General features: G+C 47.4%; 14 protein-coding genes. All 14 read left to right on the forward strand.

From position 1 onward, the window contains the following. The first annotated feature begins 189 nt into the window (after positions 1–189). The 14 genes from ABU165_RS06790 (at position 190) to ABU165_RS06855 (ending at position 15,739) form a co-directional block, all read left to right on the forward strand. Positions 190–1,014 carry a glycoside hydrolase family 16 protein gene (locus ABU165_RS06790; protein ID WP_318059875.1) on the forward strand — a complete coding sequence of 275 codons (825 nt, stop codon included), beginning with the start codon at positions 190–192 and terminating at the stop codon, positions 1,012–1,014. Next, on the forward strand, positions 1,011–1,229 hold the full coding sequence (locus ABU165_RS06795; protein WP_318059876.1) for a hypothetical protein: 219 nt from the start codon (positions 1,011–1,013) through the stop codon (positions 1,227–1,229). The genes ABU165_RS06790 and ABU165_RS06795 overlap by 4 nt, the downstream gene beginning before the upstream one ends. A 6-nt stretch (positions 1,230–1,235) precedes the next feature. Further along, complete coding sequence (locus tag ABU165_RS06800; RefSeq protein ID WP_318059992.1) at positions 1,236–2,360, forward strand: glycosyltransferase family 2 protein; 1,125 nt, start codon at positions 1,236–1,238, stop codon at positions 2,358–2,360. Then, positions 2,357–3,298 (forward strand): polysaccharide deacetylase family protein, encoded by a 942-nt coding sequence (locus ABU165_RS06805; protein WP_318059877.1) that lies wholly within the window; start codon positions 2,357–2,359, stop codon positions 3,296–3,298. Before ABU165_RS06800 ends, ABU165_RS06805 begins: the two co-directional genes overlap by 4 nt. A gap of 239 nt (positions 3,299–3,537) precedes the next feature. Continuing rightward, positions 3,538–4,896 (forward strand): acyclic terpene utilization AtuA family protein, encoded by a 1,359-nt coding sequence (locus tag ABU165_RS06810; protein WP_318059878.1) that lies wholly within the window; start codon positions 3,538–3,540, stop codon positions 4,894–4,896. After that, positions 4,896–5,207, forward strand: a complete 312-nt coding sequence (locus ABU165_RS06815) for a DUF4387 domain-containing protein (protein WP_101549193.1) — start codon at positions 4,896–4,898, stop codon at positions 5,205–5,207. The genes ABU165_RS06810 and ABU165_RS06815 overlap by 1 nt, the downstream gene beginning before the upstream one ends. 11 nt (positions 5,208–5,218) lie before the next feature. Then, the gene (locus ABU165_RS06820) at positions 5,219–6,130 is read left to right on the forward strand and encodes a ribokinase (RefSeq protein ID WP_318059879.1); all 912 of its coding nucleotides are present in this window, start codon (positions 5,219–5,221) and stop codon (positions 6,128–6,130) included. Next, entirely contained in the window at positions 6,111–7,010 is a 900-nt protein-coding gene (locus ABU165_RS06825; protein WP_101549197.1) for an ABC transporter permease, read from the forward strand. Before ABU165_RS06820 ends, ABU165_RS06825 begins: the two co-directional genes overlap by 20 nt. A gap of 13 nt (positions 7,011–7,023) precedes the next feature. After that, positions 7,024–7,902, forward strand: a complete 879-nt coding sequence (locus ABU165_RS06830; RefSeq protein WP_101549199.1) for a carbohydrate ABC transporter permease — start codon at positions 7,024–7,026, stop codon at positions 7,900–7,902. 63 nt (positions 7,903–7,965) lie between these two features. After that, entirely contained in the window at positions 7,966–9,423 is a 1,458-nt protein-coding gene (locus ABU165_RS06835; RefSeq protein WP_318059880.1) for an extracellular solute-binding protein, read from the forward strand. A gap of 10 nt (positions 9,424–9,433) precedes the next feature. After that, positions 9,434–10,585, forward strand: a complete 1,152-nt coding sequence (locus ABU165_RS06840) for an ADP-ribosylglycohydrolase family protein (RefSeq protein WP_318059881.1) — start codon at positions 9,434–9,436, stop codon at positions 10,583–10,585. A 16-nt stretch (positions 10,586–10,601) separates the two neighbouring features. After that, complete coding sequence (locus ABU165_RS06845; RefSeq protein ID WP_318059882.1) at positions 10,602–12,695, forward strand: ADP-ribosylglycohydrolase family protein; 2,094 nt, start codon at positions 10,602–10,604, stop codon at positions 12,693–12,695. A gap of 94 nt (positions 12,696–12,789) precedes the next feature. Beyond that, positions 12,790–13,806, forward strand: coding sequence for a LacI family DNA-binding transcriptional regulator (locus tag ABU165_RS06850; protein WP_318059883.1), 1,017 nt, complete (start codon positions 12,790–12,792; stop codon positions 13,804–13,806). Between the two features lie 25 nt (positions 13,807–13,831). Further along, complete coding sequence (locus tag ABU165_RS06855) at positions 13,832–15,739, forward strand: alpha/beta hydrolase (RefSeq protein WP_318059884.1); 1,908 nt, start codon at positions 13,832–13,834, stop codon at positions 15,737–15,739. Positions 15,740–15,796 lie beyond the last annotated feature (57 nt).

Genomic DNA, 15,796 nt, shown 5'->3' on the forward strand with positions numbered 1-15,796 from the left:
ATTAAATGCCCAGAAGCGTACCGTGGAAAAATCGATGATATTGTCATTTATTCTCAATGCTTTTGAGTAGACGGATAATAAACTGTTTGTTAATATAATCTATATTGTTCTCTCTAGAGAACAAAAAATTTATATATTTTGTTCTTTTAAAAGAAATTTTCATACTTTGAAAAGAATGAAGGTGCATTCATGAAGAGTATTTTGCTGTTTTTCCTGATTCTGGTTCTTTCAGGGAGTGAATTGGCGGTTAATCTTCCTCCTGCTGCCATGATGTCTGAGAGGTTAATCAGTAAAGAGGCAATGGCGCTTCCTTCAACGGCTGTAACCGAACAGGATGGCTGGCATCTTGTCTGGAATGATGAATTTCATAGCGAAAAGTCATTGATTAAATGGAATCCCCAAAACTGGCCGTCCAAGAAGAATGGGGAATGGCAATACTATCTTCCGGAAAATATTGATGTCCAGGATGGCTCATTGGTCATTTCAAGCCGGAAAGAATCTTTTAAAGGAAGATCTTATACCTCTGGTGCTGTTACGACAGAGGATAAGTTTGAATTTACTTATGGAAAAATCGAAATAAGAGCGAAGCTGCCAAAGGGACAGGGAGTTTTTCCTGCCTTGTGGCTAGTTAATTCCGAAGAGTATTGGCTGCCGGAAATCAACATTGTTGAGAGTATCGGCCAAGACCCGAACGAACTGTATTTTGTTGTCCATTGGAGGGATGAGAAAGGAGAGCAGAAGAGAGATTACAAGAAGCTGACCGGTGCAACTGACTTTGCCGAAGACTTTCATCTGTACGGACTGATATGGGAACCGGGAAGGATTGTATGGACGCTTGATGGGAAACGCATTTTTGAAACAAAGAAATATACTCCGGATATTCCTCTCTTTTTGTACTTGAATACAGCCATTGGAGGCACTTGGCCGGGACCGCCTGATCCTCGGGACAGCTTTCCGAAAGAATTGTTGATTGACTATGTACGTGTATACCAGGAGGGAGGGGAAGGCCAGTGACCATATTGCTTTATAGTTCTTTCACCATTTTTCTTGCCTTTGTCATCATGCAGTCTTACTATATTTTGCAGCCGCTATTCAAAGAAGAAAAGAAGCAGCGCGGCCTGATTGAAAAAATGCACAGTTTCTCCGTCATTGTACCTGCCTTTAATGAAGAAAAAGTGCTGGAATCGTGCATTATAGGCTATTGCGGGCTTAGGGAGCAGGAATCATAACTGATCATCGTCAATGACGGATCTACTGACCATTCAATCACCATGCTAACAGAACTGTTGTGCCTGACGCCGAGCAGCAGGTCTTTTAAAAAGAGGCTTGAGCATAAAGAGATTACGGCAGTCTATGAATCTAAGAGATTTCCGAATATCTTTGTCATCGATAAGCGGAATGGCGGGAAGTCGGATGCTTTAAATGCGGGAATCAACTTCAGCCGGAATGACATTATCGTCACTCTTGATGCAGACAGCATCCTGGAGAGGAACAGTCTTATGGAAATGAATGCTGAATTCCAAAAAAAGAATGTGATTGCCTGCGGCGGGAATGTGCTGATCGCCCAGGCGTTCAGCGGGCATGTCAACCATCTTAAGCCGACTTTTAAGATGAAGGGAGTCATCAAGTTTCAGTTCCTTCAGTATCTTACGGCCTTTTATCTTCATAAGCGTGCCCAGGCTTCCCTGGGGGCAATGACCGTTATTGCCGGGGCCTTTGGGGCCTTCAGGCGCGGTTTATTGTTCGAAGTCGGCGGTTTCCGGGAAACAATCGGGGAGGATATGGATATTACCCTTAAGATCCAGAAGCTGATCAAGGAAAAAGGCTGCGGGCTGAAGATTTCCTATGTCCCATCTGCTGTCTGTTATACCGAATGCCCGGAGACACTGGGGAATATGTTCAAGCAAAGGGTCCGCTGGCAAAAAGGCTTTATTGACTGCCTGATCCAATACCGGAATTGCTTTTTCCGGAAGCTGCCTTTCAGGTTCTCCATCGTGTTTATCTTTGACCAGTTTATGATTGGCACGCTGAATGCTTTTCCGATGCTGGCCATTCCGGCCATAGTGCTTCTGAATCAAGGCCAGCTCCTGCTTGTTCTCCTGCTCGGATCGGGAGCAGTATTCCTCTATATCTATCAATTTTTTACTACCATCTTTATCAGCCACCTTCATGGCGTGGCTTTCCGAAAGAGGGACATACTCAGGATTATTATCTTTCTGCCGGCAGATATATTTTTCTATAGAATCATGAATCTGCTGTTTGTCGCTTATGGAACATTGTCTTTCTTCTATAAATCGAAGAGCTGGAATAAGCTCGAAAGGTCTGGAAAGCTGGCATGGAAAGGGGCGGAGAAGACGTGAAAGTACAGGCTGCAAAGGCAGCGGTCGCCTTTGGCTTCCTGATATTCCTGAGCATGATGGTATCAGGATTTAATTTCGTAGTCGATGAGTATGATATCCTTGCAGTCGAGCATAAAGGATTATTTCCCGCAGACGAGCGTTTCCGCCTCCATGCATGCCGCAGGGAGGCCTCAAGGGATTTTTCAAATGAGAAGGATACAGCGGCAAAAGTGCCTGTTCTATTGTATCACCATATTATCAGCAAGAAAGACCTGGCTGACAGCCATTATATAAAAGGCAAGCTGAACCCTATGATCGTTCTGAAGGAAGACTTTGAAGAACAAATGGCCTATTTAAAAAAGGAAGGCTATACAACTCTAACGCTTTCAGAGCTCTATGACTTTCTGGCAAGGAAAAAGGAAGTCCCTGCCAAAAGTGTGGTCATTACTTTTGATGACGGCTACAAGGATAACTATGTGGAGGCATACCCCATTCTGAAAAAATATGATTATACAGCTGTCAGCTTTCTCATCACCGGACATATCACCAGCAAGCTCCATCCTTATGAGCCGGGGGAAATCCAGTATCTCAGCCTGCGCGAACTTGAAAAAGGGTGTGGGATTTTCGATTACCAGAGCCACACCTACAGCCTCCATAAAAGAGAGAAAAACCGCTTTAACCAGGAAGCCTCCTACCTTTTGACAAAAGAGAAAAAAGTGATAGAAAAAGATATGCTGACAAGTATCGTTCAGCTGGACGGCAATAAGCAGGCTTTTGCCTACCCTTATGGGGAATATTCTCCGGCAACCGTAAACTCCATCGTCAAGCTTGGTTTCCGCATGGCATTTACGGTTGAGAAAAAGGCAGCAGAGAGGGGCAATCACATTTATGAAATACCGAGGCTTCCAGTGGTGGCGGAGACGAGTATGGAGGAGTTCAAGAAATATGTGAAACCGTAGAACAATTTTGAGACTGTGGAGGCTGCTGAAAAGTGCCTCCTCTTTTAGTGCTTTTAACCGTATAGTAGGGTTTGGGAACTGGAATTATAGTGTTGACACCACTTATCTGAACATTTAGAATAATATGTAACCGGTTACATGAGTGGCCGGCATATTTTGAAGGAGTTGTGTAACCGGTTACATGTTTTACTCATAGAAACAGGTAAGTTCACATATTTGATAAATAGAGGTGATTAAAAATGAAGGAAGTCAGAATCCTTTCTCCATGCGGGATGCTGGGCTATGGTTTTCCGGAGGGATCTTTCAGGCGGGGGATGGAGGCAGAGCCGCATGCGATCGTGGTGGATGCCGGTTCGACGGATGCGGGTCCCCATAAGCTTGGCGCTGGGGTTTCTATTGTGAGCAGGCGTGCGCTGAAAAAAGACCTGGAAATGATGATATCTCACGGGGTGCCAGCCAAGGTTCCGATTATCATTGGCTCCGCCGGAGGCGCGGGCGCCAAGGTACATGTAGAGTCGACCGTAGATGTCATCCGGGAAATCCTTGGTGAAAAAGGCTTGTCTGTGAAGCTTGCCATCATTTGGGCAGATATTGCAAAGGAGCAGGTTAAAGAAGCGTTCCAGAATGGAAAAGTCATGCAGATGAGTCCCAATGTCCCGGATCTGACAGAGAAGAGAATTCTGGAAACAAACGGAATTGTCGCGCAGATGGGGCACGGGCCCATTTTGGAAGCTTTAGAGGGCGGAGCAGAGATTATTATATGCGGACGCGCTTATGATCCTTCTCCATTTGCTGCGGTGGGCATTTTTCATGGCAAGGATGCGGGGCTTTCCTATCATTTAGGGAAAATTCTCGAATGCGGCGCGCTATGTGCGGAACCCGGCACAACCAAGGACAGCATTCTCGGCACCATCAAGGATGATTGCTTTACCGTCAGGTCACTGAATCCATCCCGCATCTGCACGAAGATTTCCGTAGCGGCCCATACGTTTTATGAAAAAGAGCATCCTTTTCTGCTCCATGGCCCGGGTTTTTTGCTTGATTTGAGCGATTGCCGCTTTACGGAACTGGGTGAAGGGGAGGTGGAGGTTTCCGGCAGCCGCTATATCCCGGCCGAACAGCATAGCATCAAGCTGGAGGGAGCAAGGAAAACAAGCTACCGGACGGTCGTCTTTGCCGGCATTCGTGATCCGATCCTGCTTAAGAATATCCAGGACATCGAGCTCCAGGTAGAAAAGCAGGTATATGCCTATTATCCGGAGATTTCCCGAGAATCCTATCGGATCCGCTTTTATAACTACGGAATGAATGCTGTGCTCGGCAGACGGGAGACAGAGGCATTCAGCGGACATGAAATCGGCGTGCTCCTTGAGGTAACCGCCGAAACACAGGAGCTTGCAAGCAGCATCTGTGCGACAGGGCGTTCAACCTTTCTCCACTATGGACATGAAGGGCGCAAATCGACTGCAGGCAATCTTGCCTTCCCGTTTGCCCCAAGTGATGTAGAATGCGGACCTGTTTATGAATTTTCCGTCTATCATTTAATGGAGATATCCGAAAGCCCTTTCAAGATTGAATACAGGCAGGAGGGTGCCTGATGGAAAGCTTATATGCATTGGCAAAGGTCCTCCGCAGCAAAAATTCCGGACCATTTGAACTGACATTGGATGTCCTTTTTGACTCGCGGGAGATTTATGAAAGAGTAAAAAAGTCAGGCAAGCTGACTCCGGAGACAGTATGCCGGCTTTACGGCATTGAGGAGAATCAGCTGAGGCATCTTGTCTTTTTCGACCAGGCCCTCGGAATCAAAATCACCATATTAAGAGAGATTTCTTCAGGATCAGCAGGCGACAGGGATGTGTATGGGGCGCAGCAGCATGCCCCGCTGATGAACTTACTAATAGATTAGGATGTTGAAATATGAAAAAAATTGCAGTGGTAGGCAGCTTGAATATGGACTATTTTGCAGAAACAGACCAGTTTCCGGCTGCAGGGGAAACAGTGATGGGCCGCGATTTCTTTATGTCACTCGGAGGGAAGGGCGCCAACCAGGCGATAGCGGCCGCACGCCTTGGGGGCAGGGTCTCAATGTTCGGCTCCATCGGAAATGACGAAAACAGCCGACTGGTCAGGGAAAAAATGCTCTCTGAAAATGTAGACATTACAGGACTGCAGCAGGCAGATATCCATACAGGCGTGGCTTTCATTGAAATCAGCCATTCTGATAACCGCATCATCGTGATTCCTGGTGCCAATCAGCATACGGATATTCACTATATTGAGAGAGTGGCAGATTCTCTGCTGGGCCACGATATCATTGTCTTTCAGCTGGAAACACCGCTGTCTATGATTGAACATATTGTGCCCAGGCTGCACGAAAAAGGGAAGGTGATTATCTTAAACCCTGCACCCGCTCAAAAATTGAGTCCTGAGCTGGTCGGGCAATTAACCTACCTGACTCCTAATGAGCATGAATACAAAATGGTGCTCAGCACAGATGAAACAAAAGAGGAAGCTCTGGCCCGGTATCCGGAAAAACTGGTTATTACTTGCGGTACAGAGGGCGTTAAATTCCATGACGGGCAAGGCATTGTCCATATTCCGGCGCTGAAGGTAAAGGCGGAGGATACAACCGGGGCTGGGGATACTTTCTGCGGGGCGATGGCTGTCGGACTGTCCGAGGGCTGGTCATTGGAGGAGAGCATCCGGTTTGGGAGTGCAGCAGCGGGACTTTCCGTCAGAAAAAAAGGCGCCCAGACCGGGATGCCGGCAAGGGCTGAGCTGGATGCCTATTTGAAGGGAGTGAAGCCGGATGGTGCAGGGAGTTTTTAAAAAGCTGAAGGCGGACTGGGTGCTGTACGCAATGCTGCTTCCTGCACTGGTCTACTTCGGCATCTTCCATGTGATTCCCCTTATAGGCATGAAGCTGGCCTTTCAGGATTACAGGATCATTGGTGATAACGTCTGGGTGGGGCTGAAGCATTTTAAAGTGCTGTTCAGCTCGCCGGCTTTTTTCGATGTGCTGAGGAATACGGTCATCATTTCTACCATGAAGATGGTGTTCTTTTTTCCGGTTCCGATCATTTTATCTCTAATGATCAACGAAGTCCGGAATGGCCCATTCAGGAAATATGTCCAGTCTGTCGTTTATCTTCCGCATTTCCTATCCTGGGTTGTCATTGCAGGGGTATGGATCGCTTTCCTGAGCCCTGTTGATGGAGGAGTCAATACGCTCCGGAATTTCTTTCAGCTCCCATCGCTCGATTTTATGACAAGCAAGGATCATATCCGCTGGGTGCTGGTTTTCTCGGAGATGTGGAGAAGTGCCGGCTGGGATTCTATCATCTATCTTGCGGCCATCATGAAAATCAGTCCGTCGCTATACGAAGCGGCTAGGATTGACGGCGCATCCCGGCTGCAGCAGATGAGGTTCATTACGATCCCTGAGCTTTACGGGACCATCATAACCGTATTTATCCTGAACCTCGGGTTTTTCATGAACGCAGGCTTTGACCAGGTGTTTAACCTGATCAACGATTCGGTCATTTCGGTTATCGACATCCTGGATACATATGTATACCGTATCGGGATATTGAATGGCCAGTATGCCTATGCCACGGCAGCAAGTCTGTTCAAAGGCGTCATCGGTGTCGTGCTGATCCTGAGCACGCATTTTATCGCGAAAAGAATCAGCGGAAAAGGAGTCTGGTAGGAGGTGGAGGACAATGAGAAAAATTAGCCTATCCATGGGTATTATTTATACGGTTTTGATTATTATTTCGCTTCTGGTCCTTGTGCCGATCCTGAATCTGCTGGCAATGTCACTATCAGATCCGCTTAAGGTGCATGAATTGAAAGGCCTTGATATCTTGCCGAAAGGCTTCTCGCTCATCAATTACCAGGTGCTGTTCTCCAACCCGCTGATTGTAAAGAGCATTTTTAACAGTCTGCTGATCACCATCTGCGGAACAGCACTGAATCTATTTTTGACAGCCATGGCTGCTTATGTTCTGGCAAGGACAAATTTTGCCGGAAAAAAGCTGGTCATTCTATTTCTGATCGTTGTTATGGTATTTGAGCCGGGGCTGATTCCTGAGTACCTGCTGGTAAAGGATCTTGGCCTCCTGGACAGCTATTTATCGCTCATTCTGTACAAAGCCATCAACGTATTTTATCTGTTCATCATGATGCGGTTCTTTGAGGATGTGCCTGACAGCATCCTGGAAGCTGCCAGGATTGATGGGGCAGGACATTTTAAAATCTTTACGAAAATCATGCTGCCGCTGTCAAAGCCGGCACTTGCTACAATGGGGCTCTTTTACGGTGTATATCACTGGAATGAATATTTCCGGGCGACAATTTACCTGACGACCCCTGACAAATGGCCGCTTCAGGTGGTTCTGAGGCAGTTTGTCGTCGAGAGGGATAACACCTCCCTGCTGGGGGCGCAGAATGTCCTTTCCTATGAACAGATCGCTGCCCTGGATTTTGGGTCGCTTCAGGCAGGCACCATTATCATCTCAATCGTTCCCCTGCTGATCTTCTATCCTTTGATACTGAAATACTACGCGAAAGGAGCGCTTGAAGGGGGTGTTAAGGACTGATCATCCTTTTCCTGCAGCATGCATTCCTATTACATTCCGTTAAATGAAAGAGGGGGAAACACAATGAAAAAGTATTTGCTGTTATTCATGTCGCTCATGCTGATCCTGGTCGCGGCCTGCTCAAAGGAATCAGATACGGGTGAAGAAGAATCAAAAGATGGTTCAACAACACTGAGGGTCGTCTATAAAGATGAGGGTCCATCCAATCCGGTTGCACAGAAGTATTTTGAAACACTCTCCAAAGCCTTGAAAGAGGATAAGGATATGGATGTAAAGTTTGAACTGGTAGAGATGCCGCAGGGGAACTATGCAGAAAAGCTGAATCTGCTTTTAATGAGCGGTGACATTCCTGATCTGATTTATTTCCAGGGCGGAGACCAGCAGATTGCCGATCAGGATCTCCTGGAGAATCTGGGCCCTTATATTGAGAAATCTGAAAATGTGAAGAACATTCTGGAGCCGCATAACGAGAAAAGGCTGGCTAATTATCCTTATCTTCTTTGGATCAAGCCTTTGGACAGCAAAACTCCGGTCATCCGCAAAGACTGGTTTGATAAAACAGCCGGTTCAAAAGAGCTGATGGAAGATCCGACAATTGATAACTATTATAACTTCTTTAAGGAGCTTGTCGAAAACCCTCCTGGAGGCAGCAAGCCGGTGAATGCCATCACTGCAGCAGGAGATATAACAGAGCTTGACTATATCTTTGAAATGGCTTTCGGCTTGAATCAGACATGGCTGAAGGAAGGCAATGGTTATATTTATTCAAAAGTATCTGACAAGGAAAAAGAGAAGCTGGAATTCTACAATAAGCTTTATGAAGAAGGTCTCCTTGATCAGCAGTATCTGACAAAGCAATGGGATACGAAGGAAAAAGCTTTCTATGATGGAGAAACAGCCGTAATCGTAGGAACCAATGGAAAGGTCATTGATATTTATGATGGAAAGATGAAGCAGGTCAACGGCGATGAAGCGAGCCTTGTCGTTCTTCCGCCGGCGAAAGGCGAGGACCAGGGCTTTACAGCAACCGATATCACCAAAGAATCGCGCGGATTGGCGATTTCATCACAATCCAAGCATAAGGATGCTGCGTTTGAGGTGCTCGATTATCTTGCGAGTGATAAAGGACAGCTTCTGGACAGGATTGGATTTGAAGGAGAGCATTATAATGTTACGGACAGCGGCATCGAGCTGACTGACAAGTATTACAGCGAGTGGTATGCAAGATTCTGGGAACCTGCTGAATTCAATACTGAAAAGCCATTGAAAACGCCGCTGCTGAGTGAGCCTGCACAGAAATCAAGAGACCTTGCCAATGAGTTCTATAAGGAAGACAACAGCTTCATCCTTCCGGAGCAGTATATTTCCAACTGGGATGCGATGGAGAATCTTTATAAGGAATATGCCACAGATATTATTACCGGCAAGCGCCCTGTCACCGATTTCGATCAGTTTGTAGACGAGTGGAACCAGGCGGGCGGAAAAGAAATCACCAACTATGCGAATGAAAATATCAAATAAGGAGATTTTCATGATATCTTTTCAAAAAAGAGTAAGAGGCGCAATTTTTGGGGCTGCCCTAGGTGATGCCCTGGGAGCGCCGGTTGAGAAGCTAAGCTATGAGCAAATCAAGGAAAAGTACGGGCGCGTCGAATCGCTCCGGACAGAATGGTACAAAGCAAACTCTCCCGAGATTAATCTCGGGAGAAAGCGCGGCAATGGGATCGTGACCGATGACACCCTCATGATGCGTGCTCTGATCTATGTCTATTTGAAGGAAAAAAGGCATCTTGATGCATATGATATGGGGAAGGAATTCATAAAGGAAATTGCCTTCCGGAAAACGTATATCCCCGAATTCGGCAAAGAAGGGCTCATCATTGACAGGCTTTTCTACCCGGAGAAGCATATTTTTCTCCGCCATGTCCTTGCCAATTGCGAGCCGCGTGAAGGCGGCCATGGGAATATGGTCAACTGCGGTGCGGCCATGTACTGCACTCCGATAGGGATCGTAAATGCAGGCAATCCGAAGGCTGCCTACGATGAAGCGATCCTGTTTGCCATTGGCCATCAGGTCAGCTATGGACTCGAAGCAGCCGGGGTGTTTGCCGCCTGTGTGGCGAAGGCGTTCGAGCCTGGGGCTGGAGCGGCTGATATTGTTGAGACGGCGCTGCTGTATGCAAAGGACGGCACCCAAAAAGCAATCCGTGAACTGACTGATGCGGCTTTTGAGCTTCGGTCAAAAGAAGCGGATATGGACGAAGTGATCCGGACGCTGCAGGAGAAAATGGCCCCATATTCGCCGATGGGTGATGATGTCCACCGGAAAATGGAGAAAGCTGGGCTAGCATCCAATCATTATACGCCAAGCCGGCTTTTCTCAATAGAAGAGCTGCCAATGGCTCTGGCCTTTATGGTCCTGAATGACGGAAGTTTCTATCCGTCTGTGTATGACGGCATCAATTCCGGGCGTGATACCGATTCAATAGGGGTCATGGCTGGTGCGATCCTGGGTGCGATTCATGGAGAAGAGGTTTTGGCTGAGCAGGATATTGAGCTGCTGGAAGAGACGAATAAGATGGACCTCATGGGGCTTGCTGATGAATTTGCCATTCTGGCTCAGGAGCTGATCCGGGAGGATATTCTGCTGAACGAAAAGAGACAGAAATTGCTTCAGCAATAGAAACGGGAGTGAGGAATTGATTTCTGACAACTATCTGCATAAGGTCTATGCCGGTTTCCTGGGAATGAATGCCGGCATCAGGCTGGGTGTCCCGGTGGAGCCGACAGAATGGACAGCAGAAAGAATCCAGGCTGTTTATGGAGAAATCAAGGGGTATGTAAAGGACTACAAAACATTCTCGGCGGACGATGATGCAAATGGGCCTGTGTTCTTTATCCGGGCGCTTTATGATGATGCTGCCGGCAGGGAGATGGAGCCGCAGGATGTTGGGAAAGCATGGCTGAACTATTGCCGCGAAAATGTCGGGATGATCTGGTGGGGCGGAGAGGATATCAGCTCAGAGCATCGGGCATACATGAATCTTAAGAACGGCATACCCGCCCCAAGGTCAGGGTCTGCTGAAGAAAATGGAATCATTTTGGCGGAACAAATTGGCGGCCAGATATTTGTGGACAGCTGGGGGCTTATTTTTCCCGGCAATATAGAAAGGGCTGCCCATTATGCCGAAATGGCGGCAAGTGTTTCCCATGATAAAAATGGATTGTATGGTGCCCGCTTTATGGCTGCGTGCATTGCAAAGGCATTTGAAACCGCAGCGGTAGATGAAGTGATTCAGGCGGGGCTCAGTGTCATTCCTGGTGATTCCCTGTACAGCAAGGTCGTTCAGGCGGTTATGAATTGCCATCATGAGAATACGGATGATTTCCGAGCCTGCCTCCGCTACCTGCATGAGGACTGGGGATATGATAAATATACAGGAATCTGCCATATCATCCCGAATGCCGGAGTATGTGCACTTGCCCTTTTATATGGAGAAGGAGATTTCTCGAGGACCATTGAGATTGCAGCGATGTGCGGCTGGGATACCGACTGCAATGCCGGAAATGTCGGTACGATCGTTGGTGTAATGAACGGACTGGAGGGTATACCTGCCCATTATCGGAAGCCGATAAATGACTATATCGTCGCTTCCAGTGTATCCGGCTATCTTAATATCGTTGATATTCCGACCTTTTCAAAGGAATTGGCCCTCCTCGGATACAAACTAGCCGGCGAGGCGCCTCCTGAAGAACTTGAGGTCAGGAAGGGAGAGGTATACTTTGATTTTGCTCTTCCGGGCTCCACCCATGGATTCCGCACCAGCAATTCCTTCAAGATTCCGGCCCTCCGCCATCACTCTGGAATAGGCGGCGGCTCACTTGAAGTCATTTTTGACCGGATGGTTGATGGAGACTTTGGAAAGGTTTTTTATAAGCCGTATTACCGGCGGACCGATTTCAATGATGAAAAATATAAGCCTGTCTTTTCCCCGCAGGCATACAGCGGGCAAACAGTGACTGCAGAGCTGTATCTTGATAAATGGCAGGGTTCGGGCATTTATATTACTCCATATGTGAGAGATACCTCAACACAGAAAGATATTCTGATGGATAAGGTGCTTTTGAAGGAGGGGGCATGGGAAAAGCTCGAATTTATTATTCCCGAAACAAAGGGCTGTATGATTGATGAAATCGGCTATAAAATTGAAAGCCCTTCCATATTGACTGCCCGCGCTTTTGGTGCCCTTTATATCAGTTCATTTCATATCCATGGCACCGCCGACTATGAAATCGATTTTTCCAGACTGGAAATGGAGTTTCTCAGCCTTATGCCATTTTCCCACAGCGGTGGAGAGTGGACGATTGAGGGAAATTCCATCAGATGCATAAGCGAAGGTGACAGTGCTTCATTTACAGGAAATTACTACAGTCGGAATTTTGTGCTGACTGCAGAAGTTGAACCGGTGAGAGGTGACAGCCATCTTCTGCTGTTCCGTGCCCCCGGTATAAAACGAGGTTATTATGCGGGCTTTGATGGAGAAAACAAGGTTTCGCTGATTTTAAATGATTTCGGGGTTAAGCGTCTCCTGACAGTCCCTTATGACTGGAAACATGGAAAGACGTATACATTCAGGGCGGAATGCAGGGGCAGCCTGATTAAATTTTATATAAACGGTCTGACTGTTCTGTCCTATCAGGATGAAACCCATGATTATGGAATGTATGGCTTCGGCTGTATGGGTGAAGGGGAAATGCTGGTCCATTCTTTTAAAGTGAAAGCAGAAGGATAATTTTAAATAAGCGAAGCTCTTTTCACGTCTGCCTGTATTCCTGTGGAATCCTGCAAAACGGAAAAGAGCTTTCCGCTAAGAGGGGAATCGCTGCATGAAAAAAAACAGCACCATCCGGGATGTTGCCAGGAAAGCCGGGGTTTCCGTAGCCACTGTCTCACGCTATATAAACAGCAACGGATATATCAGCGGGAGGACCGGAGAGAAAATCCAGAAAGTGATGCTGGAGCTGGATTACAGGCCCAATGAAATTGCCCGCGGCCTGGCCAGGAAAAAAACGGATACCATTGCTCTGATCATCCCGGAGATCACCAATCCCTTTTTCCCGGAGCTTGTTGTGTCCATTGAGAAAAAAACGAAGGAGAAGGGGTATTCGCTCATCCTGATCCATGCGGATGAAGAAAGCCTGCAGGACAGCGTATTCTGGAGGAATCTTGAGAGCCGTTATATTGATGGCCTGATTCTTGCCTCGTTTCAATTCAGCCAAAAAATCCTCAATGAGCTGGATGCCCTTCAGGTACCATTTGTCCGGATCGACCGGGCAGCCGACCATGATTCCCCTAATAGCATCGGGATGGATAACAGAAAGGGGGCAAGGCTTGCGGTCAGCCATTTGATTGAGAGCGGCTGTAAGAAAATTGCCCATATTAGCGGACCGCACACATTTCCCCCATCGATTGAGCGCCTTCGCGGGTATGAAGAGATACTGGCAGAGCAGCTGCCGTCCGAGAGTACTATTGTTATGGAGGGGGATTTTACCCTGGAAAGCGGCAAATCTGTAACTGAAGCACTGATGAAGCAGCACAGCGATATTGACGGCCTATTCCTTGCCAATGATATGATGGCCATCGGTGCACTGAAAACATTGAAGCAGCTTGGGAAAAAGGTGCCGGAGGATATAGCCGTCATTGGTTTCGACGGCATTAAGCTTGGCGAAATGGTTGAACCCGAGCTGAGCACCATTGAACAGCCGATCTTCAGCATCGGGACAGTCGCTGCTGCACGCTTAGTTGGAATGATTGAGAACAACGGGGAATACGAAAGCCAGACCGTACTGGATGTCCGCCTCGTCATAAGGGAATCAACGAAAAGGAAAGGGCAGGCGGAATGACGTTATATATTTAAGGAGGGTATGCATGGCCAGGAAGGTAAATATTGCAGCTGTACTGATTCTTTTTATATTGGCGTCAATCGCACCGGACGCATTCGCATTTCAACAGGAGCAGGAAAGTTTCCAGATTACCGATTCTATAACCTCTCAGGCTTTAATCCATGATGAGACCCCGAAGCAGCATAAGCTATCCTACAAGGTATATTTGCCCTCAGGCTATGATAAAAAACGCAAAGAAGGCTATCCGGTCCTTTATCTTCTCCATGGAAGCAATGGAAATGAAAACAGCTGGGATGAGTTTTGGCCTAAGCTTGATGAAATGATTGAAAAAGGGGTGATCGACCCGGTCATCGCTGTTGTCCCATCCACCGGAAACAGCTACTGGGTCGACTCCAAAAAGTATGGCCATTATGAATCAGCCGTTATCCAGGACCTTATTCCATGGATGGATAAAAAGTATAATACGAAAAAGGACCGTACAGGCCGCTATATTTCCGGTTATTCGATGGGCGGATATGGGGCATTGAGATACAGCCTGACCTATCCGGATTTATTCGCTGGTACTGTGCTTCTCAGCCCGGCCATCCAGAAAGCTGAACCGCCGGCTACTTCAGGAGCCGTGGAAAGAGGAAGCTTTGGAGAACCATATGATCCGGGAATCTGGACCAGCAAAAATTACCCGACAGGCATTGACTCTTATGTGAAACAGCCGCATCGCCTTCCAATCTACATCGTCTCAGGGGATGATGACTGGAACCATTTGAGCGAGAAGGAAGACCTTCCGGCAGATGCCTACAAATATAATATGGAAGTCCAGGCTGTCCAGCTTTATCAGGAGCTGCACAGGAAAAACCTTTTTGCTGCCGACCTTGAGAAGTGGGAGGATGTGCCGGCCAATCCTGCGGAACTCAGGATCATCAATGGCGGGCATGGGCTGGATGTCTGGCTGAAGGGCTTCGAAGAGGGGCTGAAATATCTATTTGGGAAGCCGGAAGCAATGGAATTTTCACCCGTTTATGATGCTTCTCAATATATATCCACAAGGAAAGGAACCGTCACGTCCAAAATCCTTGGAGTAGATGCTGGAGATGGCGGCGGTTCCCTTCCTTATCAGGTTTATCTGCCGCCAGGCTACGATGCTGAAGATAATAAGCAATACCCCGTTTTATATCTTTTGCATGGAAGCTGGGGAGACGAAAAGAGCTGGAATAAATTCTGGCCTATCCTGGATAAGAAGATCGAAAGCAAAGAAATCAGCCCTGTCATTGCTGTTGCGCCGATTACAGGGAACAGCTATTGGGTTGATTCTGAGAAATATGGTGCAGTTGAAACAGCAGTGGTCTCGGATCTGGTAAATGAAATCGACCAGACATACAAAACTATTGCGTCGCGGGAAGGGCGCGGCCTTGTCGGCTACTCCATGGGAGGATATGGCGCTTTAAGATATGCTCTGACCTATCCGGATAAATTTGCCGCTGCCTCATTGCTGAGTCCGGCCCTCCAGCATGATGAGGCACCTGCAACATCAGGCGCTGTCGAAAGGGGCTCGTTCGGGGAGCCGTTTAACCCTGCTCTCTGGGATGCACTTAACTATCCTGCAGCACTTGAAGAATATGGCAAGCAGCCTTATGAAGTACCGATCTATATTTATGCCGGCGATGATGACTGGAACCATGTCAGCGAAAAGGAAGATCTGCCTGAAGACTCCTGGAAATACAATATGGAAGTTCAGGCAGTCACCCTCTATCAGCAACTTCACCGCTCCAACCTTTTTAACCGATCCTTTGAAAAGTGGGAGGAGGTCCCAGGCAGTCCGGCAGAACTCAGGATTTTAAACGGCGGGCATGATACAAATTTATGGGGCCGGGGTTTTGAGGAAGGACTGGAATATATGTTTGGTAATGGGCTGAGCGGAGCAGAAGCGGGTAATTAGAAGAACGGGTTAGCAACCGGATTTGCAAAACTGACCGGCAGCATAATGAAGCTGCCG

This window comes from Cytobacillus sp. T106, from assembly GCF_040492155.1.
Lineage (GTDB): Bacteria > Bacillota > Bacilli > Bacillales > Cytobacillaceae > Bacillus_AB > Bacillus_AB infantis.